Consider the following 21701-nt stretch of genomic DNA (forward strand, 5'->3'; position numbering starts at 1 on the left):
AGAAGGGGACCTTTTTCCGACATATATAACTACTAGCACGTGCTATTCATTAATTAATGGCAACAACCTTTTTCAAACCCTGACAAGGGGTTTTATACAATTATATTAAAAAAAGAGACACTTTTATTAAAAAAAGTATCTCATGATTTTAAAATGCGTCAAGTCACCACGCTGTTTTTTATTTTTTATGTCTATATAAATACATTGTAATCGGTGCAAAAATGCTAGCTATGATAACAGAGACAACGAGTACCCAAACGACTTCTTCAAATGTTGCCGTTCCATGCATCAGACCACGGATAGCTGTTACAAGTAGGGAAATAGGGTTTACTTCTACAAACGATTCTAGCCATCCAGGCAATGTTGCTGGATCAACATAAACATTACTTACAAACGTTAAGGGAAACAAGACTAACATACTAACTCCCATAAGGGATTTCTCTGAACGAAGAATTAAACCGAGCGTCGCCCATATCCAAGAAAGACTGAATGAGAATACGAGCAGCAGTCCCACTGCCAATATTACTCCTACAACACCTCCATCAGGCCTAAACCCCATAATGAGGCCTAAAGAGATCATAATGGCAGAAGCTAAGCCGTACCGTACTGCATCCACAAGTAACATGCCAACAAGCACAGATGGTCCCCATATCGGTAAAGAGCGAAACCGGTCAAAGACTCCTTTAGTTATGTCATTATTCAGCTCAACGCCAGTATACATCGTAATTGTCACAACCGTCATCGCTAAAATCCCAGGAAGTAAAAATTGTAAATAATCACTCGTAGATCCAGCAATCGCACCGCCGAACAAATAGGTGAACATAAGCAAAAACATAATTGGAAAAGCTGTCACATCCAACATTTGTTCAGGAACATATTTTATTTTTAGAAGTGCCCGCCAGCCACACGTCAGTGAAGTGGAAATAGCATTTGGTTTAGGGGGACGTTCACGAGCAGCTAATGCCCTATGCATCACTTCATGTCCCTCATACTTATTCGTCATATCAGGCGTCGACTTCATTTGACTTCCCCCTTCCTTTTAAGCTCTTCTTTATCTTTATCACTAAGATCTTCATCTGCCGGTCTACCCGTTAAGGTTAAAAAAACCTCATCAAGGCTCGGTTGTCCAAGTGAAAAGTCGGTTACTTTAATATTTGAACGGACTAATTCTCCAAGTGCGTAAGTAACACTTTCAGTATCTGATACTTGAGCAACGAGAGATGATGGATCATTAGCATCTTGTACATATGTCTCAAGTTCCCGAGATAAAATGTCAGCGGCCTCTGACCGTTGTGCTTGATTCAGCAAGCGGACATGAAGTTTGCCTGTACCAACAGATGCTTTTAGCTCACCACTCGTCCCTTCGGCAATAATTCTGCCTTGATCAATGACAGCAATGCGATCCGCTAGCTGATCAGCTTCTTCAAGGTATTGTGTTGTTAATAATACGGTGGTGCCAGTATTGACTAGCACTCTAATGATATCCCACACTTGATTCCGACTGCGAGGATCAAGGCCAGTTGTCGGTTCATCGAGAAATAGCAATTCAGGAGAAACAACAATACTTGCGGCTATATCAATCCGCCGCTTCATACCTCCAGAATAATTCTTTACTTGAAGCTTTGCTGCGTCTTTTAAATCAAAGGCAGTTAATAATTCCATCGCTCGTTCTTTTGCTTGACGTCTTGAGTAGCCTAAAAGTCGAGCAATTAGAATGAGATTCTCCGCCCCCGATAGATCGCCATCAACTGAGGCAAACTGCCCAGTTAAACTCACTTTTTTACGCACCTCATTTGCCTCTTCAACAAGGTCATGACCAAATATACTGACACTACCTGCATCAGGCTGTAAAAGCGTCGCTAACATCCGAACAGTCGTTGTTTTCCCTGCTCCATTCGGTCCTAGAAATCCATACACCGTTCCCTTAGAAACTGTTAAATCAACACCGTCAACCGCTCGTTTATCACCAAAAACTTTAACGAGCCCTTTCGCTTCAATAGCTAATTCATTATGGCTGTTTTTATCACGCATATGATAGATTATCCTCCTGTTCGTCATGTCTTTATTTGTGCTTATTTATTAGTCTATCAAAAATAGAAAAATTCAATAGCGTTAGACAATCATCCTCCCCCCCTACTACTTTGCTAACTATACGTCATCATTATTTTCAAGGTTAGTCTAAAATAATTGCTCAATATGTAACCTTTTCGAACGTAAAATAGCCGAATCTGAAAATTTAAATTGAGTTGTGTATATCTAATGATAACGACAAATCGTCATTGTTTTAAACTCAAACCAATGCTTCTACAGTTAAAACTAACCACTTGCAATTTTATCACAAGGACATTCGTTATAGAACTTTCTCCTTTGCTTGAAGATCAAAAAACATTTCTCAGATTTTCATCTTATCGCCTTGATCTGTTTGAATTTGAAGACTTCATTTTAGTTTACGTGATGTTCCCTCATTCATACCATTAATCACAGTTAACACTAGAGTCATCTTTTTTCGGTTCTCAAAAATACCTGAAGAACATTTAAATAATGTCATATTTTCTCACGCCGCTCCAAAATGGAATATATATACTCATTTATACATATTAAGTAAAACAGTATATACTTGGTTATCGGAATGTGAGATAATCTAATTGATCAAACAAGCAGCTATCCAAAAAACACTGATGTTGACCTCTTAAAGAAGTGTCACTATCTATGAAAATATAATTATCCAGTTTCAAATTTGAAATAGTGTGTATGGAATAATTTGGATGTCAAATGCTATGAAAGGAGGGTAGGTAGTACCGTAGACTTCATTACCAAAAATTAGATGTAAAAAAATTAAAAGGAGGAATGCCTAATGAGACAAAAGAAATTGACGTTGATTTTAGCCTTTTTAGTTTGTTTTGCACTAACCTTACCTGCAGAAATAATTCAGGCACAAATCGTCACCGACAATTCCATTGGCAACCACGATGGTTATGATTATGAATTTTGGAAAGATAGCGGTGGCTCTGGGACAATGATTCTCAATCATGGCGGTACGTTCAGTGCCCAATGGAATAATGTTAACAATATATTATTCCGTAAAGGTAAAAAATTCAATGAAACACAAACACACCAACAAGTTGGTAACATGTCCATAAACTATGGCGCAAACTTCCAGCCAAACGGTAATGCGTATTTATGCGTCTATGGTTGGACTGTTGACCCTCTTGTCGAATATTATATTGTCGACAGTTGGGGCAACTGGCGTCCACCAGGAGCAACGCCTAAGGGAACCATCACTGTTGATGGAGGAACATATGATATCTATGAAACTCTTAGAGTCAATCAGCCCTCCATTAAGGGGATTGCCACATTTAAACAATATTGGAGTGTCCGAAGATCGAAACGCACGAGTGGCACAATTTCTGTCAGCAACCACTTTAGAGCGTGGGAAAACTTAGGGATGAACATGGGGAAAATGTATGAAGTCGCGCTTACTGTAGAAGGCTATCAAAGTAGCGGAAGTGCTAATGTATATAGCAATACACTAAGAATTAACGGTAACCCTCTCTCAACTATTAGTAATGACGAGAGCATAACTCTAGATAAAAACAATTAAAAATCCTTATCTCTTTCGGTTCAGTTCTCATTATTTTCAAATAACCTCCCGATTGGATCTATTCCAATGGGAGGTTTTATTGGAAAGATTAAGTGTAGTATACTCCGATTCCATCCAGAGGAATGCTTGAAACACCCCCTTCACTAGTACGTAATCTATAAAAACTGGATGACTAATAGTGGAAATAAACAACTTATTATTTCGATGATGAGCACTCTATCCATAAAACCATACATCAATTTATTAAAGCTACCTTTATTTAGTGTAATTTCAACTAGCCATCGACAGCTTTTACTCATGCCAACAAACTCAATAAAACGAACCTTCAATCAGACATTAGCTCCGCCATCTCCCGCTTAAATAAACATAGCTCCTCACTATTTGAGGTGGGAACTTTACGGACGGTTCTGTGATAAAGTGGATCTACTAGCAAAATGCTAAGCTACACCTTCAGTGGCTATAAGTTATTGTTGTATTGTTTTATCCAAGCTTTTTGATTAATCCTAAATCATTGACTGTTTTACCCCGCCTTCACTTCATTAAATAGTATTAATGTTGTATTTTTTACATATAAACTTACTTTTTGTCGCATGCAGTTGTTACTAGTTTATACAAACTACTGAGCCGACTTTAATAAGCACGTAAAGTCGGGTAAGAGAGGATTTCTTTTGTTATTGTTTAAGGGAAAGGAAGGTTGAATAATTAATGGATATGTTAAAAGGGATGAATGAGGCGCTCAATTATATTGAAGAAAATTTAGCAAACAAGATTGATTTGAATGAGGTTGCGAATCGCGCTTTTTGTTCTGAATACCATTTCAAACGCCTCTTTTCTTTGCTGTCAGGTATTACGATTTCTGAATACATTCGTAGAAGGCGACTCACTCTAAGTGCTTTAGAATTGAAAGACGCTCAAACTAAAGTAATTGATGTAGCATTAAAATATGGCTATCAATCTCCAGATGCTTTTTCGCGAGCTTTTCAAAATTTCCACGGTGTTACACCCTCATTATCACGTAGCTCTGATCAGAACTTGAAAGCATATCCTAGAATGGCCTTCCAATTAACAATTCAAGGAGGAACCGAAATGAATTATCGTATTGTTGAAAAAGAAGCGTTTAAAATTGTTGGCGTGAAGAATAACGTTAACATGATTAATGAAATCCTATCTCCAACTTACGAAGAGATGATGGCAGAAATTAATGATACAAAAATGCGTGAGTTGGCATCTATGTCAAATATGGCTCCTTATGGAATGGTGCATGCATCAGCCAATTACTCAGAGGATGAGGAAGGAAATGCTACGTTTAACCAGTATATAGGAGTGGCTTCAACTAAGAAAGAGATCAATGACTATACAACATTGGAGGTACCCGCTTCAACATGGGCAATCTTTGAAATAGATGGTGATTGGCCCCACATTGAAAACCATTGGCAACGGATCTACTCTGAGTGGCTTCCCACATCTTCATATGAATTGACAGAAGGCCCAGAACTCTTAGTTAGCGATGAGCATAAAAGTGGCATCTGGATCTCCATTAAGAAAAAGTAGTGGTTGCTTTTTAATAGTCCTATTCTAATTCAAATTATTTAGTTTCATCACGATCAAGTTATCTTTAAGCTGACTCATAAATGAAGCGTGTCTAATCGAACGCGCTTCATTTATTCATACAGTGGAAGCTTATATGATAACAATATTGTTCTGTCAATCTATATTTCTTTTTTGTATTTTATTACATTTTTCAAAACAATAACTTACTTTTATATTAAGGTTAAACGTGATCTCTTCTACAATTTCATTATAAAATTGAAAATCATAAAAAGAACCTTCAATCAGTGGATGTTGCGTAAATCAGGACTTTATCGTCCGTTATCTCCCACCTAGATAGATTTATTTCCCCTCTCTATTTTAAGGTAGGCGTTTTCCGAAAAGTTATCTGTGATAAATTGGATCAATTCCCTTGATTCATTCACTTAAACAACATGTGAAACGTTTGAGAACCTGCAATACCATCCACTTGCAAGTTATTTTTTCTCTGAAAGTTTCGCACGGCCTTCCTCGTTTTTGGACCGAAGATGCCATCAATGCTACCTGGGCTTGTTCCTGTACAATGTAAAATAGATTGAAGGATCCATGTAATGTTTCCTCTTGCTCCTTGCCGTACCGTTACAGATGCCGCCCGTGTTTTAGGACCGAAAATACCGTCAACGGTAAGTCCACGGTTAAATTGTTTATTAAGCTCTATTTGTAGCCCTTTGATTAGTGCCGTTTTACTTTCTGGACCGAAAAGGTTGTCAACTGAAATACTTAACCCATATCGATCATTGAGCGTAAGCTGAATTGTAGCAATTGTGCCCGTTGCTTGGCTTGATTTAGTTGATCTACTAGGCTGAGACAAACGAGAAGTGCTTGTGGATCTTGAACTATTAGAAGGCGAGCCATTCTCCAGTCCGAAGATCTCAGCAATCGCTTGTACATGCCCTTCTGCCACCTTGTCTAAAAATAGCTTATCTTTTAATTTGTTGGCATCACTTGAATTGTCAATAAACCCATTCTCAGTCAAGATAGCCGGCATATTAGTTAACCTTAGTACAGCAAAATTAGCTTGCTTTTTACCTCGGTTATTAAAGTCTGTCGCCTTGATTACCTCTCTGTTCATCAAATCTTGGTTGTCCGTTGTAGCGTCAGATACATTCCCATTAAAAATAAAGTCTTCGTAACCTTCGCCGCCTCCAGCGTTAATATGAACGGAAATAAAATAATCAGCTCCCCAATCATTCGCCATATTTGCACGATTGGATAAGCTGATAAACGTGTCGCTTGTACGGCTTAAACGCACTTCCACATCACCATACTCTTTTAACTTAGATTCAATACGTTTTGATATCTCTAAAACTAAATTTTTTTCTTGCAATCCATTTGCCACAGCACCCGGATCGGATCCTCCGTGACCAGGATCAATAAAAATCTTAGTCAAATTTAATCGCCACCTTTAAGAATATTAATCGCTTGTTTGATTTGTTTAGGTACAGGCAGACCAATTCTACCTACGTTTTCAGTGATGCTAATAAGCTCATTTACAATATAAAAAATAATGGCAGCCATAAAAATTAGAGCCTCTGATTCAATCCCAACTTCGACTAAAACGGTATCAATTAAATGAGCAACAGCCACCATTACAAAAATAAAAATTTTCCGTGAGATACCAGTGAGACCATTGCGGCTGCTAATTTCACCGCTCACCCCCGCCGCTACCAGCCCCGTCACATAATCAATCACCACAAGTGTTAATAAGATCGATAGCAGCATACTCCACTCTCCATATAAAAAAGATACAGCAGCTGCAAGCACAGCTGCTGACCATTTGATTAATGTTTCCATTTATTCTCCCCTTTTGCGTTTGACAGTTAAAAGGTTTAGTTTGCTTCTCGCTTAAAGGCATCTACACCTCCTTAACTTCTTCTCCCAAAGTAAAGCTTTTTAAATTTTTATCGCCTTGCACTAACTTATCTCCATTCTAGGCAACAACAGTTGTAAAGTTAACTTCTTAACGGCAAATTTATCCGCTACAAATTTTCAACATAAGCATAAATAATAACCCTACCTATTCGGCAGAGTCGTCCTTAGAATTCTTACTATCCAATTGTTTAAGTTGGACACGCAATAAAGCATTATCCCTTTCTAGTTGTGCAATTCTTATTATCAGCTCATTAATCACCTGTTCAGCATCAATGTTCATGCCTCTTCCTCCTTACCTTCCTCAGGCTCGTCAGATGGACCCGAAGATTCTTCCATATATACATCTTCATACCCTCGACGTTTACCATTGACTTCAAAGACTACCTCCGCCGTGTGCCCTTGCACCCAGACCCGAAACTTACCTTCTTTTCGCTCTAATATAACTACCTCGGCTGCATTTTGTATGTGTGGCACAACAAAATAATCTGTTGGGCTAATTGTTTCTAAAAACATCGGTTCGATTTCAATGTAATGCTCGCCCTCTTCCAGTACATGTTCTGTATAGGCTACAAAACGACTGTCTGGCGTTTCTAAGGCGTACATTTTCCGAGTACCGTAACTTTCTGTATCAACCACCGCTGCCTTTGATCCACTAACGGAGAAATTGCCGTAAATTCTCACCTCTGACCCTACATTGTTTTGAATGCCGAGTATCGTGTCCGTAGAACCAAAATATCCTACACGTCCCCATCTTGTTGTGAAATTAGAATTCCAGAACTCGAAACGTGATAGTCCCTGATTACCTGAAACAGTACCACCAATTCTAAACATTGGTGAAGTGTATCTAATTATATCTGCATCTAATACAATCTCCCCATCTAAATCATTTCGTATAGTTAAATTATCATTAGCTGCATGCGCAAACCCCATAAAGCCCATTCTTTCCCTATCCGGTGTTCTAAAAGAGAAATAAGCACGTTCATCATCGTTAGCTTGCATGATATTAAGACTACTGACACCTAACGTATCAAGTCTACGTACTTTAATTTCTTCGCTTTCCACGTATCCATGTGTGAAATAAGTCAGAGAACTATCAGGAATGAAAGGAATTGGTGTATCACCTTCAGTACACTGAATACCATCATATAACACATACCTAGAATTTTGTGTGCGTAAAGAGAAGTAGATAACCTCGGTGTCACTTGGTGCGTTAATTACGAAGCTCTCACGCCTCACACCCGTAGCAGGCTCAGGAAAATTAAAAGTCTTGGCGTCTATAACTACATAACCATCTTTTATAAATTCTACTTCAATTCGAGGGTGTCCACCTGCGTTATACTGTGAATGTCTTGCGTAATGAAAAGAGAAGGTAAAAGTGTTAATGTTGTGCGGCTTCCTGAAAGCTTGTAGAAGATAGTTAGAATTATTAAGTAAAGCTGTCTTGACACCGAAAATAGCGTTACCATTATAAGCTTGCCTATAAGATGTAAGTACCCGGGGTGAGCCTACTGTAGTCCACCCCGTTATGTCTGATTGAGTCCCTATAGCATCATACACTCCATCACCTGTCCTCGGCGCTGACCAATCAATACGAAGAAAATCAAAAGAACCATCTTTAAGATAATTATCCTTGTGTATGATGGAACTTTTAATACCTGATATACTATCTTCGACTAAAAAGTCAGCGTCTTTAATCGTTACCCCGTCTTGATTAATCAAGACTTTATCATTCGTGATCGACACATTGTCAGCATTAATCGTACCTGACGTAATTTTGTCAGCCACAACAAGACCAGTGTAAACTCCTTCACTATCTATATAAGTTCCTTGGGCATTCCATTTACCTGCAGATTTAATTTGGGCATCTGTTAGCTCCCCAAACAGGCGATCTGTATTTAAGGTCCCGTCCTCGTTAATAATACCGCTACGATTCCAGACATTTTTATTTTCTTCCACTTCATTTTTTATCGGTGCATATTCATTGTCTGCGTGCTCTTTCGCATTGTCCTCGGCCTCTTGCGCTTTTGTAAATGCATAAGTCTTACTGTCTGTATATATCGCCGTATCTTTGTCATCAATTGCAGCTTTGTCGTACGTGTAATCAGCTAACTGATTTTGGCCAATTTTAAAGTTAATTTGCTTTTGTAAGGATCGCCATATGTCCATCACTTCAGCTTCTGTATATTCAATAAAATTACCGAGTTCAATCGATTTTTTAGATTTATCGATGATATCACGCTCTTGTGTATGGACACGTGCTTCAAGATACAAAGGTGGACTAAACTTAGTATCTTTTATTTTTATTGTGTCGCCGCAGCGAATTTTTTTGTTAGCCATATCTGGGAAACTTTCTAAGTCGGCAATATCACATTGGTATTCTACTACTGCATTTACACGGTTTTGTAATTCATTTTGAGTAAGTTCTGTAAGGCGTGCAAGCGTCATATCCTCATTTGTCGATTCAGGCTCATATGTTTCTATCAAATGCTGACCATTCCGCCCCCATCGTTCGAGTGCTTCTCTGTCTTCCACAAGTGCTTCGAGACGTGTTCCATCTTCGCGAACAGGACCTAAACCGATAAGTGCTGTGACAACGCCATCCATCTCTTCCGTTCTTCTGACTCCTCGTAAATCCTTACCAAACTCGATTTCCCTGCCTTGCCATTCACCAACCTGCGGCACTAAATCTACGAATCTACCCGTAACTTTATTGCCATCGACCTCCACGCGAAATTGAAGTTCTAGATTAAATTCAATGGCCACACGCTTCAAGAAACTATACGGATTCGTATATTCATTGACTTCAAAGTCTTTTATCCCCTTGTAAGTAATTACCCCTGGGTTCCATTCCGTATTGTACAGTGCAAAAGCAACTGCTTGAGAAGGTGTTTGTCCCGACAGAACTTGTGGCTCAATAACCTTCGATTTTTTAAGGAGTTGATGGCTTGCGGATGAATAAACTTCCGTAATTAAGTTGCCATCCTCACTTCGATATTTATTAGTTTCAAAGATTATGAATTCAATATATTTACCATCCTCGTCCGGAATAATAATATTATGAAGCTTACCGAGATAATTTGAAAACGGCATATCAGCAAATGTTTCAAAGTGGAATGTTTCCAATGTATCTTTAAGTGACTTATAATGCTTATTTGTCAGAATATGCTCCGCCGCTATAACATCCAGTATTTGATCCGTTTGCCTATCAGTAATGTGTATTTGTGACATGTGATCACCTCCTATCTGTAACGCTCTAGATATTTCATATTCGTGTTAAAACTATCACTTGGTTGGACAATAACTTGATTTCCCCCTGGGGTAAGTTTAAAGTATTGACCACCGAAGTCTTTCAAATCTGTACGTGGCTCCCCATTTATTAAAATTTCTGACGTGCGATGATCTAACGTAATGACATCACCGGCATACGCAATGTAAGGAATTTGATGATCGTCTGGATCATTAATCTTCCACACTTTCAAATCTGTGATGCTCATCGCAGTCGGTGAATAACCGTCATAGATTCCGATGTGTACTTGTATTTGCGCCACCTGTTGTTGAAATTCGTTTCCTACATCCACGAAACTCCTTGTTTCTCGAGCATTGTGTATACCTTTTTCATCAACTTTTGCGACATAAGCCTTCCACCTCTGGCCAACACGCTCAAGGCGTAAAATTCCATCAAAATTATTCCATAATTCCCCCTGAGCTTCGGCCGTATCCTCACTTAATCGATGCAGAAATTGTGTCCTTTGATTGTTACTAAGATTAGATCCCGCTCTATTCCTATTGTACGCCTGCCATGCATCAACCATCCTTATTTTAGCTAAGATGTTGTTATTAACGTCAAGTAAATACACTTCTACTTTACCGACTTGATTTCTCCCATTAAGGTTTTCTACACGAGCTTCCATTCTAAAATCTTGTAGCGTTTCTGGAAGGCTGGTTTTTAACGCAGGCCCATACCATTTTGCCTGACCTTGTGTTCCAAATGACTGAACAACAAAACCATTACCGTCACTCACCATAGTACCTGAGACCACACCGTTATCTACTTGACTTGCAACTGTCCAATCGGACGTGGTGGACATTCTGTTATGCATAATCAGTTCTTCTGCTTCAAAAGGCGTACTGTCCGCATCCACCGGCCGACCAATCATTTGGTACTGTTCTTCTTGATTTTGCACCATAGCAAACGTGGTAGGTTTAAGTACCTCCATTTCAAAAATGGGATCAGCTTCAGCTGTGCCTTGATTTGTGAACGACACGATATCAGAAGAAAAAGTAAGCTTTTTTTCCTCACCATATTTAAAAGGATCAGAGCAAATGATTGTCAATTGTGCTTGATAGATGTGTGACGTTTCAATCGTATCCGTCACTTCATCAATTCTGCCGTAATATACGCGATCAGGTTCATCATTAAACACGATAGGCACATCGATATTGCGAGTAAACAAGATTTCATTCAACCGCTCAATGCGCTTTCGTAAGTCGTTGAAAGACGTTCCCTTCATTGTTATATCTACCGTCATTCGGCGTGAAGCCAAACGAGAACTAGACGGGTAAGACCCGTCCATTCCCGCCACATGGGTAAGTGTATTTTCTACACTTTGAACCCCACGGCCGTATACGTTATTTATGATAAAATACGTTCCTTCTTCCTCATTGGTAAATGCATTGGCTAAATCAGTTCCGTCAAATATCATGTTTTCAACATTTTCTATCACAAAAATCCTCCTTTCTTATACAAATGATTGTTTAATACGTGTATTACGCCCTTGATTTTCTGACACATACGGCTCGACTAAGCGGCCAACAATGCGAGAATCCATTTCAATAATGCGATCTTTCTGCTTTCGCAATTCATCAACAACTTGACTTAATAAGCTCTCTGTATTGGAAGTGGCAGAGCCGCCCGTTACAGCAAGTTCACCTTGAATAAACCCACCATTGACATTCGGACGTGCTACCTCCATCGGTGCCATGACAGGGGCATCCACCGTTGAAGGAACAAGATTTGTCATAACATCTAGCGCCTTATCTACCGCATTGACGTTCCCTTCGATACCAACAGCTAACCCTTTAGGTAACCACTGACCAATATCATCACGGAACAATTTAGACGGGGATTTGATGCCGAAGAAAGACTTTATTCCACCAGTGATTTTATCCATAAATCCACTAATTTTACCGCGGATCCATTCCCCCATTGAGCCAATACCTTCCCATAAGCCACGAATTAGATCTTTACCAATTTGTACCAAGTCAACACTATCAAAGAAGTCTCCTATGTTGCTCCAAATCTTTTCGACTGTCTTTTTAATAGCTTCCCAAGCACCTTCCCAATCACCTTTTATGAGATTCATGACGGTATCGATAATACCAGCTACGATATCAATTGCGTTTTTCACAGCTACTTTAATGGCCTCCCATGCAACTCCCACAATGGAGGAAATAGCTGGCCATACCGTATTAAATATGATTTTCGCAGCTTCTAGCCAATCACTTATTCTGCTACTAACAAAGCCAATAACTGTTCCAATGACGGTTTTAATAAATTCGAATGTGCCTTTTACAATCGCCATAATGGTTTCTCCATGCTCGTCCCACAATTGACTGATTTGATCCAGAACATAATTAACGACGCCCATTACCGCACTAATCACCTCTGAGACGACGGTTTTTATCGTCTCCCATGCTCCCTCTGCAAACGCCATAATAGTTTGACCATGTTCGTCCCAAAATTGGGATATCGCATCTAAAACCATTTCAACAATATCTGCAATGAAGCCAATGACAAATTCGATTCCTTCCTTAATAAACTCATAAGCTCCCATTAGAATTTCAGTAATCGTATCACCGTGTTCTATTAAAAACTCTTGGATCAAAGCGAGCCCGGTCATAATCACTTCACTAATAAACGTGATAACGTCGGAGATAAGATCGGCTATAAACATAAATGCCTCTCCAAAGTTCTCTATAATGACCTCACCTGCTGCTGTAAAGTCTTCTTTTATAAGTTCCATTACTGGGGAAATAATCGTCATAATTTGCCCAAAGATATCGTTAATAATATCCCATATAGCTTGAACAGCAGTCGTAAAAGACTCTTCAACTTTTGCCCAAGCTGCATCGACAATGTCACTAAACCACTCAAATTCATTGTAGGCATATACTAAAGCTGCTCCTATGGCAACTATAGCCAAAACTAGAGGATTCAATATACCCAAGAATGTATTGAATTTTCCACCTGTTAAGCCGATAATCTCTCCTACTCTCGACAGATTATCTGTAAACTCTGTGCTGGTTTTTATAGCTGAACTGAGCCCACCAGATAGATTTTCTCCTAATCCAGCAATTTTCTGACCATAATCCCCTATCACCTTAAAAGCGTCTTCATTCCCCTTAGAAAATTCACCAATTTTTTGGGATGCTTCAGAAAGACTGTCTGTCCACTTCTTAAGTCCTTCAGCAAAAGACTTAATTTTTCCTTCATCCATAATTACTACCTCCTTTCTTTATTTTTTTCACGCGATTCGAACGTGAATTGGGCGAGCCATTCTTGTGCGTGATTGGCTGCTTCTGCTTTATCTGCAAGCGTCTCATCGTTATGCTCATTTGTTGGACGCTTATACAAGTCGGATAGCTTCGGCCGTTTCGCCCGTGATGCTTGCTCGTGCATGAGAGCAATACGCGCCGCGCGCTCCAGCTCATCATGAAGGTACTCACGTTCCATCCGCATCATGATTTGAAATTCCCGCGGCGTCAGCCGATAAAATTCAACAGGCGTTAAACGTAAATAGCGCCAACTATCCGCTAGCTGGCGTTCTACTTCCGTTATTTCTCCTAATTCACTTAAGATTTCAGCTTCTTGAGTGCTTCGAAGGCTTCTGGATTGTCCGCTAGAAGCTTGTTTACTTGCTTTTTGTAGAAAAAACTATCCGTTACAACCTCATTGCAGATAGCGAACACGTCTTGTCCATCTAACATTTCACTGGCAATTGCCTTTTCGATTTCTGCTTCTACTTCCTTAAAGGAAAAATTCTTACCATGGTGGAAAAGACCTGCGTGGACAATATGAGAGAAAACGTCTAGGTCGCCCATCATCGCTTTCCCGATCAAACCTAAAGAGCCCCCTTCTACCACATTGTTTAAATACTTCACACTATCAAACGTTAACTTAAGCTCATATTCTTTTTCTTGGATTTCAAATGTTGCCATCTATTCATCATCCTTTCGGTTATGTTCAAAATAAAATAGGCGCCCTCATGTGGACGCCGCCTTTCACTATTACTCATCACCCTCGCCCTCACCAGATTCACCATTATCAGGTTGGTCTGGTGATTCTGGTTCCTCGGGCTGGTTAGGGTGTTTCTTCAGTTGCTGGAGCACCTTCAGGGATTTCCACCAATGTTTCATCTGATACATCTCCATTTAACGTCCCACTTAAAGAGTACGTAGCGAACTCACCATTACTATAAGTGCGCTCAAAAGAAGAAACCATATACATGCCATGTTCCGCTTCTTTCGTTCGTGTATCAATTTCGTAAATTTTCACAAACTCCTTATTACGAAGTGCCTTTTTAATGTGATTCACAAACGGATCACCTTCCGTAACAATCCCTTCTAAAGAAACTTCTTGTGACACGCTGCCATAATCGGAGCCTGTCTTATCTTTTGTCGTTAAATCAATACTCTCTGCAGAAATATTTGTTGATCCACCTGTTTGGTTAAATGGTCGGACCAATGTCTCCCCATTTTCATCTGAAATTGCCACTGCAAATAATACGTCATCACCTTTGTATTCCATTGCCATAATTTATTCCTCCTAAAATTTTAAATGTATTTCCGCATAAACGGAACATCCTTCTGTAATCGGTTAGAGATTTCCGACCACATTGTTTTAATCAGGTAGACACAGCCTTTTCTCCTCTGTCACGTTTCTTTAAACATTCTAGCCACGCCATTTACAATGTGAGTTTTAAAATTGTTTTAGCGTGCCATGAGTTCTCCGGACTAGCATATGAAACTCACACACTATCTCCACCACTTCGTTAAAGCGTAACGCCAAATGTTAAGAACGTTTCAGTCAGTGAGTAAGGGATGTTGTCTCTCCTTCATAAAAGGTAAGATAACTAATGGCTAAAAAAATGGATAGTTTTAATAAAAAACTTTTTTATTTTTAGTAAGTAGACCAAATCCCCTTACAAACTACCTGTAAAAACGACTGACACATTGACCTATCGGCTACAGAAGGCCCCATTCCTAAGAGGGCGTCTTCAGTAAATGATAGTATCACCATTGGACCTTCAGACTTCTCTGCTTCATGGTGAATCATCGTTTCTTATGGTAGCCTTTTTAAAAACGAACGTTTAATAGAGTATTTAACATGTTCACTTATTCGTATTGGAAACCCAATTGTGACATTCATTTAGATGATCATTAATTGGCAATACTATCTATATGATTGTATCGATAACACTCCATGTCGATCGCTTCCTGTATATCTACTTCACGACGGGAGGGATAAATGTATTCTCTTCCATCCGCTGCAATGTTAGCTGCTAAAGAAAGAGGAACCTCACGGGTTAACGGCCGCAATTTCCCTGTTAAACCACCTCGGCCAACATGCCGTCCTTCTGTTTTTCTCCGATATTGGTTATCGCTCATTATCGGATACTCTTCTCGCGTCATTTTATCTGGATGCGCATCTGAGATTTCCTCGTATAAGCAGAGTGCCGCTAGTCGGACAAGTGCTCCTCCTTTTATCGGTTCTCCTGATGTTTTAAAATAAGATTCTATCAAACTATCAATAGCTTCTAATCGATTGTCACGTGGTATTTTTCCTGTTTTCGTCTCACCCCATAAAGTGTCTATTCTTGCTTTCAATTCTGTGTTCGTCATCTAGTAACCCCCATTTTCTTAATAACCTTCACCGATCTCTGTCCAATAGTGATAAACAGCGGCGACCTTTTGAATTGCTGCTTTTTCATGTCTGCTAATGGTATCTTGTCGAAGATCTAGTTGTTTCGCTGCACTTTTCTGTGTTAAATCATTAAAATAAATGAGCTTTAAAGTTTGGAGTTGTCTTATTGTCAGATGTGCAAGTGATATAGCTGTGTCTAAATCTGTCAAAACATCACAGGCTACATAATCGCCGGCATAACGTCGTTCTTTTAATATATGGTAATCTCGTAATAATCGACGTACACCTAATAAGGTTCCAAGAGAGTGGTACTGTGTGGAATAACGACGAATTTTTGTTTCCTTATCATATACACTCATCACTATCCCTCCTTCTTAAAAATCATGCTATATTTAGTTAAGTCAAGTTTATTATCATACTTTCAACTCACTACTAGGTACACTTAGCCAAGACGACTTGTGTCGTGTGTCTCTAATGAATATTTACGTAGTTGATTAAAAAATTACCGTCTTGTTAGCATGATGGCAGCTCATACAAGACGCTACATGCATTCTTCTATCTTTCGTTCACATTTAAATATTTGTTTCACAATGACACTATGAGAGATTGAATATCAATTGCATAAATAACCTCAATGTGGTAGTATGAGTTGGAATATAGACTTTTAAATTGTACATTTATACAACAGTTGATGAGGCATTATACAAATTCGATAACTGTTGGTTACATTGTGATAACGCTCAAGGAGAGATCCTTCAATGCGTTTATCATATTAGGCAGAAAAGTATAAGCGTAATTCACCCATGACGTCCTCGTCATAGTTTTCCGCTAAGCTTTTTAATTTTTGCCTAATGGTTTTACGATCGAATCCCAAATCTTCTGCTAAGGCTGATTGGGATTCATAATCAGGAAACGCGTTGACGATTGCCGTCGTCTTCGCATCGACCTTTTTCTTAGGGTCAATTAAGAAGGAGAGCAGTTGCCGCTGGTCTTCTTCTTTTTTATTTAACACTGGAACTAATAGAGGAATCGGATCACATACAATAGGTAGTAGCATTTCTTGCTACTTCAGCTTTGGTTCTTTTTGTAATAATCTGCCCGTCTATTTTTAATACTGACAATTAATAAGGGTAAAAGGACGTTGACCAACGTGCTTTTCATGGCCTTTTACTAACATGTCTTCATAAAGGGCTTCTACCTCGTGGATGGTTGTCCAAATGGACGTCGCTATTTTAGGTCATTCCGTCGCACTCAGCTTTTAAAAGCTGGTAGATTTGTTCGATTTTCTAACATGTGTGAATTCTTTGTGTCTACATGTTTTTTTACTAAGATATTCGGTTTGATTCATCGCTTTGCTCCTTTCTAGGATTTCATCTTATATTACGAATTTAATCTCCCTTTTCGGATAAAAAGCAAGAAAAATATATCATTTTTAACGCACCCCTCCTTTTATTCTTATATCTGTGTTTGCATTTTTCGCGAACACCTGTTCTTATTCTAATCTATTACATCATTTCTAGCAAGAGATTTTCCAATTCTTTGCGTTATTTTTTAATCTGTACAACGTTATATTTCACGAAATGGCCACTCATATGGCCACATGTCAGACAGATAAAGGGACTTCTTCAAGCGTTTTTTGCCTCTATCCTTAAGAAGTTTCAATACTCTCTTCTTTAAAATTCTTTATAGTTATCTCTATCCAACATAACAGGCCAACAGGCTATTAATGACAAGGCCTATTTGTTAACGAGTAAATTTCAATCAAACCAAACACAATAGGCTAAAACACGTTTAATTATGAGAGATGATGAGCAAAGATTTCTTCAGTCAAGGTATAAAGAGGTAGTAGCTTCTAATAGCATCTAACCATCAGTTTGGGAGCTTACTATCATGTACTTCAATTCAATTAACCGATAGTCTAATACGTGAAGGAACTAGAGGAACAGACTAGTGTAAAAAAATCAATCGCTTTCTATAGTAATTTCGATTAATATAAAAAGCCCGTAAGCTTTTTGTATAAAGGCACGGGCTAATAATGATATTAATGAACTTAATGGTGGGTTGTGTAATTAAGGGGCAAAATGGGGTAATAGCTATTTAGTTTATAAGGTTTTGTATGGATGATGTGTAAAATGATTTCTTTCTGTACGAGTATCCCACACATCTATTGAACTATCATTTAAAATCCTATTTTATATGTAACAAATGAGTAAATGGAAGACAATGAATAAGTTGCACAACCCTCAAGGTCCAATAAACTTAGATGATTCTTAATCTTTGTCTCATGGATTAGAGCGTGCGACGCCATAACCCTCGCTGTTGTACGTTCGTTATTCATCAAATATCGTTACTGCCACATTTCCTTTTTTGTGTCCCTTGTCAACGTACCTATGTGCCTCAACAATTTCTTCTATAGAATACGTCCTATCCATAATGGGTTTTAGGTTGTTTTTTTCAATCAAGTTCTTTAGAAACAGTAAGTCTTCTTCTTTTATTTTTGGAAGACGAGAGTTGTTTAGAAAAACGCCTTTATTTTTTAATATTTTCCTGCTTTTTGATGCTTTTAACTTCATTACAGCATCATACACAATGTCGTATTTAACTTGCTTTTGGATGAAGTCTTCTTTCGTATAATCAATTACTTTATCAGCTCCAATGGATTTTACTAATTCAAAATTCTCTGCTCTACATACAGCAGTAACGTCTGCTCCATAGTATTTTGCCAATTGGATGGCGTATGTTCCTAAACTTCCCGAAGCTCCGTTTATCAAAATTTTATCGCCTTTTCGTATATTTGCTTTTTGTAGGTTTTTTAAGGCAGTAAGTCCTCCTGCGGGAATAGTTGCAGCTTGTTCGAAAGTTAAATTCCCAGGTTTTAAGGCAACCAGTCCCTTTCTTTGCTGAGTTCCCTCTTTAACCTTTTCTGGCAGACAACAATATTCAGCATAGCCTCCCAAACCAAAACCAGTCAACGCAAATACGTTGTCCCCTTTTCTAAATGTTTTTATATCTTTCCCGACAGATTCAACAACACCTGAAATTTCTAGGCCAAGTATTAGATTTTTTTTGGGTTTGAACAGTCCAAAAATAAACCTTACCAAAAACGGATCCGCTCTTCTAATGCGTGTATCGCCAATATGAGCGGTTGTTGCATATATTTTTATCAAAACTTCATTATCTTTAGGTTTAGGTTTTTCCACTTCTTTAGTTTGAAGAACTTCAGGCGATCCGTATTGTGTACAAATAACTGCTTTCATTTTAGTGCATCTCCTTTGATTTATATGGTTAGAAATAATCTAGGCAGCTACCAGTAAACGATCATGATGCACAACTTTTATATTCTAACCTAAAAAATTCGTATAATATCCAATTATCAACGTTATTTTGTCTAATCCCCCTTTTATAGCAAATCTATGGTTACTTTTTATATACTATGTTTAATTAAAGTACTTAATTTTCATACACTCTTTATAATTATATAATGCACTTGTAATAGGAATTGCACAAGAGAAGGATAAGGTTGCAGCACGCTTCCTTTCCGCAAAAGTGAAAAGGAGATGTTAATTACTTTCAATTCTAGCTGGTTTAGGTCTTTCTGTTGTTGTATTATCTGGTGGCATCTTTCATATTATTAGAGGTGAATTCGAAGATATAATTCTGAATATAATTTTTTTAACGTTATGCTAAATAGTTACGATCAGTCGTTTTATTATCAGCCGCCGAGAAAATCAAGTCAAAGAGGAGGCAATAGGAGCTAAAAATTAGACTTATATGATGAGTCAGATGTATATCCATTCATGATTTACCACATACTCACCCAAGTTTAACTATGTATAAAAAAGCCCGATTCACTTTGTAAGTGATAAATTAGATCATAATGATCCTGATAATACTACCTTAAGACAATCCTCCCACGTCATTAAAGAGTTCCATAAGAAAGAAGAGCTCTGAATAGTCAGCACATTGAGCCAATAGTGTTTAAAACTTCTCTAAAATAAATTCATTTCTTAATGTTTTCTATCGCATTCCCCAAAAAATAAAAAGCTCATAAACATTGATAATTCAATGTTTATGAGCTAAATGAATGTTTAAGTTATCGTAAAATATGTAGATGGTACCGGTGGTCGGGGTCGAACCGACACGTCCGTGAAGACACGGGATTTTGAGTCCCGCGCGTCTGCCAATTCCGCCACACCGGCACAACAATAAAATATAAATAATTAGATCAAAAACTGGTGCCGAGGGCCGGACTTGAACCGGCACGGTAATCACTTACCGCAGGATTTTAAGTCCTGTGTGTCTGCCAATTCCACCACCCCGGCAATTAGAATTGGACTTAATATGGAGGCGGCAACCGGATTTGAACCGGTGATAAAGGTTTTGCAGACCTCTGCCTTACCACTTGGCTATGCCGCCACTGGAGCGGGAAACGGGATTCGAACCCGCGACCCCCACCTTGGCAAGGTGGTGCTCTACCACTGAGCTATTCCCGCATATTAAAATGGCAGGCCCAGCAGGATTCGAACCTGCGCGTCACGGAATCAAAATCCGATGCCTTACCGCTTGGCTATGGGCCTATAAAGATTAAATCAATGGGGCGGCTGATGGGAATCGAACCCACGAATGCCGGAACCACAATCCGGTGCGTTAACCACTTCGCCACAGCCGCCATATTCAACATATTGGCAGGGGCAGTAGGAATCGAACCCACACCGGAGGTTTTGGAGACCTCTGTTCTACCGTTAAACTATGCCCCTAAGTATAGTTTAACTTTTTAAATAAAGTAATGGTGGAGGGGGAGAGATTCGAACTCCCGAACCCGTAGGGAGCGGATTTACAGTCCGCCGCGTTTAGCCACTTCGCTACCCCTCCATTACAGACAATTTACATAATACAAAAAGATATTAAATTAGTCAAGAAGAAAAATCATGGTGCTGGCCAGAGGACTTGAACCCCCAACCTACTGATTACAAGTCAGTTGCTCTACCAATTGAGCTAGGCCAGCACAATGGTGGCTCGGGACGGAATCGAACCGCCGACACACGGATTTTCAGTCCGTTGCTCTACCAACTGAGCTACCGAGCCAAATATGTATGATGACTTAAAGTCGTATTATATCTAAACATTAAACTACTAAGTAATTAACTTCTATATACTTCGAAGCTTTTTCGACGTAGTAACAACAACTTAAATTGGTTGCGGGGGGCGGATTTGAACCACCGACCTTTGGGTTATGAGCCCAACGAGCTACCAGACTGCTCCACCCCGCGACGATATGAAAACCAAATAATTTCCTGTGAAAAGCGTGATAATATTAATTTAAGCTGGTGGAGGATGACGGGCTCGAACCGCCGACCCCCTGCTTGTAAGGCAGATGCTCTCCCAACTGAGCTAATCCTCCAGTATGTAAATAACTATATAAATTACTATATGTTTCAAAATTAAAAGTGTTAAATATAAATAATGGTGACCCGTACGGGATTCGAACCCGTGTTACCGCCGTGAAAGGGCGGTGTCTTAACCACTTGACCAACGGGCCAGATACTCTGGCGGAGAGCGAGGGATTCGAACCCTCGAGACGGTTCTACACCGCCTACACGATTTCCAATCGTGCTCCTTCGACCTCTCGGACAGCTCTCCATGGCTCCACAGGTAGGATTCGAACCTACGACCGATCGGTTAACAGCCGATTGCTCTACCACTGAGCTACTGTGGAAT

At 39.1% G+C, this 21701-nt stretch carries 17 protein-coding genes and 15 tRNA genes; 2 read left to right on the forward strand and 30 right to left on the reverse strand.

Translation table 11 applies throughout. From position 1 onward, the window contains the following. Positions 1–178: 178 nt before the first annotated feature. Together BK581_RS06640 and BK581_RS06645 are read right to left on the reverse strand one after the other, a co-directional pair. Positions 179–1003 (reverse strand): ABC transporter permease, encoded by an 825-nt coding sequence (locus BK581_RS06640; RefSeq protein WP_078579878.1) that lies wholly within the window; start codon positions 1001–1003, stop codon positions 179–181. A gap of 14 nt (positions 1004–1017) precedes the next feature. Beyond that, positions 1018–2031 (reverse strand): ATP-binding cassette domain-containing protein, encoded by a 1014-nt coding sequence (locus tag BK581_RS06645; protein ID WP_078577441.1) that lies wholly within the window; start codon positions 2029–2031, stop codon positions 1018–1020. An 823-nt stretch (positions 2032–2854) separates the two neighbouring features. Here BK581_RS06645 and BK581_RS06650 point away from each other — a divergent pair. Both BK581_RS06650 and BK581_RS06655 read left to right on the forward strand, forming a co-directional pair. Continuing rightward, positions 2855–3601: a glycoside hydrolase family 11 protein gene (locus tag BK581_RS06650; protein ID WP_078577442.1), complete on the forward strand. Its 747-nt coding sequence runs from the start codon at positions 2855–2857 to the stop codon at positions 3599–3601. A 705-nt stretch (positions 3602–4306) separates the two neighbouring features. Next, entirely contained in the window at positions 4307–5152 is an 846-nt protein-coding gene (locus BK581_RS06655) for an AraC family transcriptional regulator (protein ID WP_078577443.1), read from the forward strand. A 418-nt stretch (positions 5153–5570) separates the two neighbouring features. Here the strand turns inward: BK581_RS06655 and BK581_RS06660 are convergent, their stop codons facing one another. From BK581_RS06660 to BK581_RS06790, 28 genes are all read right to left on the reverse strand, one after another. Continuing rightward, complete coding sequence (locus tag BK581_RS06660; RefSeq protein ID WP_078577444.1) at positions 5571–6578, reverse strand: N-acetylmuramoyl-L-alanine amidase; 1008 nt, start codon at positions 6576–6578, stop codon at positions 5571–5573. A 2-nt stretch (positions 6579–6580) separates the two neighbouring features. Then, the gene (locus BK581_RS06665) at positions 6581–6982 is read right to left on the reverse strand and encodes a phage holin family protein (protein WP_078577445.1); all 402 of its coding nucleotides are present in this window, start codon (positions 6980–6982) and stop codon (positions 6581–6583) included. Positions 6983–7205: 223 nt separating this feature from the next. After that, entirely contained in the window at positions 7206–7340 is a 135-nt protein-coding gene (locus tag BK581_RS20430) for a hypothetical protein (RefSeq protein ID WP_276327418.1), read from the reverse strand. Then, complete coding sequence (locus BK581_RS06670) at positions 7337–10288, reverse strand: phage tail spike protein (protein ID WP_078577446.1); 2952 nt, start codon at positions 10286–10288, stop codon at positions 7337–7339. The genes BK581_RS20430 and BK581_RS06670 overlap by 4 nt, the downstream gene beginning before the upstream one ends. An 11-nt stretch (positions 10289–10299) precedes the next feature. Then, entirely contained in the window at positions 10300–11784 is a 1485-nt protein-coding gene (locus BK581_RS06675) for a distal tail protein Dit (RefSeq protein WP_078577447.1), read from the reverse strand. 15 nt (positions 11785–11799) lie between these two features. Beyond that, complete coding sequence (locus BK581_RS06680) at positions 11800–13557, reverse strand: phage tail protein (protein ID WP_078577448.1); 1758 nt, start codon at positions 13555–13557, stop codon at positions 11800–11802. Between the two features lie 5 nt (positions 13558–13562). Next, positions 13563–13919 (reverse strand): phage tail assembly chaperone, encoded by a 357-nt coding sequence (locus tag BK581_RS06685; protein ID WP_078577449.1) that lies wholly within the window; start codon positions 13917–13919, stop codon positions 13563–13565. Further along, positions 13913–14278: a tail assembly chaperone gene (locus BK581_RS06690; protein WP_078577450.1), complete on the reverse strand. Its 366-nt coding sequence runs from the start codon at positions 14276–14278 to the stop codon at positions 13913–13915. The genes BK581_RS06685 and BK581_RS06690 overlap by 7 nt, the downstream gene beginning before the upstream one ends. A gap of 142 nt (positions 14279–14420) precedes the next feature. After that, positions 14421–14873, reverse strand: a complete 453-nt coding sequence (locus tag BK581_RS06695) for a phage major tail protein, TP901-1 family (protein ID WP_078577451.1) — start codon at positions 14871–14873, stop codon at positions 14421–14423. A gap of 626 nt (positions 14874–15499) precedes the next feature. Beyond that, positions 15500–15961, reverse strand: a complete 462-nt coding sequence (locus BK581_RS06700; RefSeq protein WP_078577452.1) for a hypothetical protein — start codon at positions 15959–15961, stop codon at positions 15500–15502. Between the two features lie 18 nt (positions 15962–15979). Continuing rightward, positions 15980–16342 (reverse strand): sigma factor-like helix-turn-helix DNA-binding protein, encoded by a 363-nt coding sequence (locus tag BK581_RS06705; RefSeq protein ID WP_078577453.1) that lies wholly within the window; start codon positions 16340–16342, stop codon positions 15980–15982. A gap of 413 nt (positions 16343–16755) precedes the next feature. Continuing rightward, positions 16756–17040, reverse strand: a complete 285-nt coding sequence (locus BK581_RS06710) for a hypothetical protein (protein WP_078577454.1) — start codon at positions 17038–17040, stop codon at positions 16756–16758. Between the two features lie 1273 nt (positions 17041–18313). Next, positions 18314–19240: an NAD(P)-dependent alcohol dehydrogenase gene (locus BK581_RS06715; protein ID WP_078577455.1), complete on the reverse strand. Its 927-nt coding sequence runs from the start codon at positions 19238–19240 to the stop codon at positions 18314–18316. Between the two features lie 855 nt (positions 19241–20095). Next, a tRNA-Leu gene (locus BK581_RS06720) sits at positions 20096–20182 on the reverse strand. A gap of 34 nt (positions 20183–20216) precedes the next feature. Continuing rightward, positions 20217–20305, reverse strand: a tRNA-Leu gene (locus tag BK581_RS06725). A gap of 20 nt (positions 20306–20325) precedes the next feature. After that, a tRNA-Cys gene (locus tag BK581_RS06730) sits at positions 20326–20399 on the reverse strand. Positions 20400–20401: 2 nt separating this feature from the next. Next, positions 20402–20476: transfer RNA gene (locus tag BK581_RS06735), tRNA-Gly, on the reverse strand. 9 nt (positions 20477–20485) lie between these two features. Continuing rightward, a tRNA-Gln gene (locus tag BK581_RS06740) sits at positions 20486–20560 on the reverse strand. A 16-nt stretch (positions 20561–20576) separates the two neighbouring features. Beyond that, a tRNA-His gene (locus BK581_RS06745) sits at positions 20577–20652 on the reverse strand. A 14-nt stretch (positions 20653–20666) separates the two neighbouring features. Next, positions 20667–20740 (reverse strand) — tRNA-Trp (locus BK581_RS06750). 30 nt (positions 20741–20770) lie between these two features. Then, positions 20771–20855, reverse strand: a tRNA-Tyr gene (locus BK581_RS06755). 57 nt (positions 20856–20912) lie between these two features. Then, positions 20913–20988, reverse strand: a tRNA-Thr gene (locus tag BK581_RS06760). A gap of 4 nt (positions 20989–20992) precedes the next feature. Further along, positions 20993–21068, reverse strand: a tRNA-Phe gene (locus tag BK581_RS06765). 108 nt (positions 21069–21176) lie between these two features. After that, positions 21177–21253, reverse strand: a tRNA-Met gene (locus BK581_RS06770). Between the two features lie 55 nt (positions 21254–21308). Continuing rightward, a tRNA-Val gene (locus BK581_RS06775) sits at positions 21309–21384 on the reverse strand. A gap of 63 nt (positions 21385–21447) precedes the next feature. Then, positions 21448–21522: transfer RNA gene (locus BK581_RS06780), tRNA-Glu, on the reverse strand. Positions 21523–21530: 8 nt separating this feature from the next. Further along, a tRNA-Ser gene (locus BK581_RS06785) sits at positions 21531–21623 on the reverse strand. A gap of 1 nt (position 21624) precedes the next feature. Further along, positions 21625–21699 (reverse strand) — tRNA-Asn (locus BK581_RS06790). Positions 21700–21701 lie beyond the last annotated feature (2 nt).

Origin of the sequence: Salipaludibacillus agaradhaerens (assembly GCF_002019735.1) — a bacterium.
GTDB lineage: Bacteria > Bacillota > Bacilli > Bacillales > Salisediminibacteriaceae > Salipaludibacillus > Salipaludibacillus agaradhaerens.

Excerpts from the sequence above, each read along its gene's own strand:
- BK581_RS06640 (WP_078579878.1), bottom strand. The coding sequence starts at position 1,003 with ATGACGAATAAGTATGAGGGACATGAAGTGATGCATAGGGCATTAGCT.
- BK581_RS06645 (WP_078577441.1), bottom strand. The coding sequence starts at position 2,031 with ATGCGTGATAAAAACAGCCATAATGAATTAGCTATTGAAGCGAAAGGG.
- BK581_RS06650 (WP_078577442.1), top strand. The coding sequence starts at position 2,855 with ATGAGACAAAAGAAATTGACGTTGATTTTAGCCTTTTTAGTTTGTTTT.
- BK581_RS06655 (WP_078577443.1), top strand. The coding sequence starts at position 4,307 with ATGGATATGTTAAAAGGGATGAATGAGGCGCTCAATTATATTGAAGAA.
- BK581_RS06665 (WP_078577445.1), bottom strand. The coding sequence starts at position 6,982 with ATGGAAACATTAATCAAATGGTCAGCAGCTGTGCTTGCAGCTGCTGTA.
- BK581_RS20430 (WP_276327418.1), bottom strand. The coding sequence starts at position 7,340 with ATGAACATTGATGCTGAACAGGTGATTAATGAGCTGATAATAAGAATT.
- BK581_RS06670 (WP_078577446.1), bottom strand. The coding sequence starts at position 10,288 with ATGTCACAAATACACATTACTGATAGGCAAACGGATCAAATACTGGAT.
- BK581_RS06680 (WP_078577448.1), bottom strand. The coding sequence starts at position 13,557 with ATGGATGAAGGAAAAATTAAGTCTTTTGCTGAAGGACTTAAGAAGTGG.
- BK581_RS06690 (WP_078577450.1), bottom strand. The coding sequence starts at position 14,278 with ATGGCAACATTTGAAATCCAAGAAAAAGAATATGAGCTTAAGTTAACG.
- BK581_RS06695 (WP_078577451.1), bottom strand. The coding sequence starts at position 14,873 with ATGGCAATGGAATACAAAGGTGATGACGTATTATTTGCAGTGGCAATT.
- BK581_RS06700 (WP_078577452.1), bottom strand. The coding sequence starts at position 15,961 with ATGACGAACACAGAATTGAAAGCAAGAATAGACACTTTATGGGGTGAG.
- BK581_RS06705 (WP_078577453.1), bottom strand. The coding sequence starts at position 16,342 with ATGAGTGTATATGATAAGGAAACAAAAATTCGTCGTTATTCCACACAG.
- BK581_RS06710 (WP_078577454.1), bottom strand. The coding sequence starts at position 17,040 with ATGCTACTACCTATTGTATGTGATCCGATTCCTCTATTAGTTCCAGTG.
- BK581_RS06715 (WP_078577455.1), bottom strand. The coding sequence starts at position 19,240 with ATGAAAGCAGTTATTTGTACACAATACGGATCGCCTGAAGTTCTTCAA.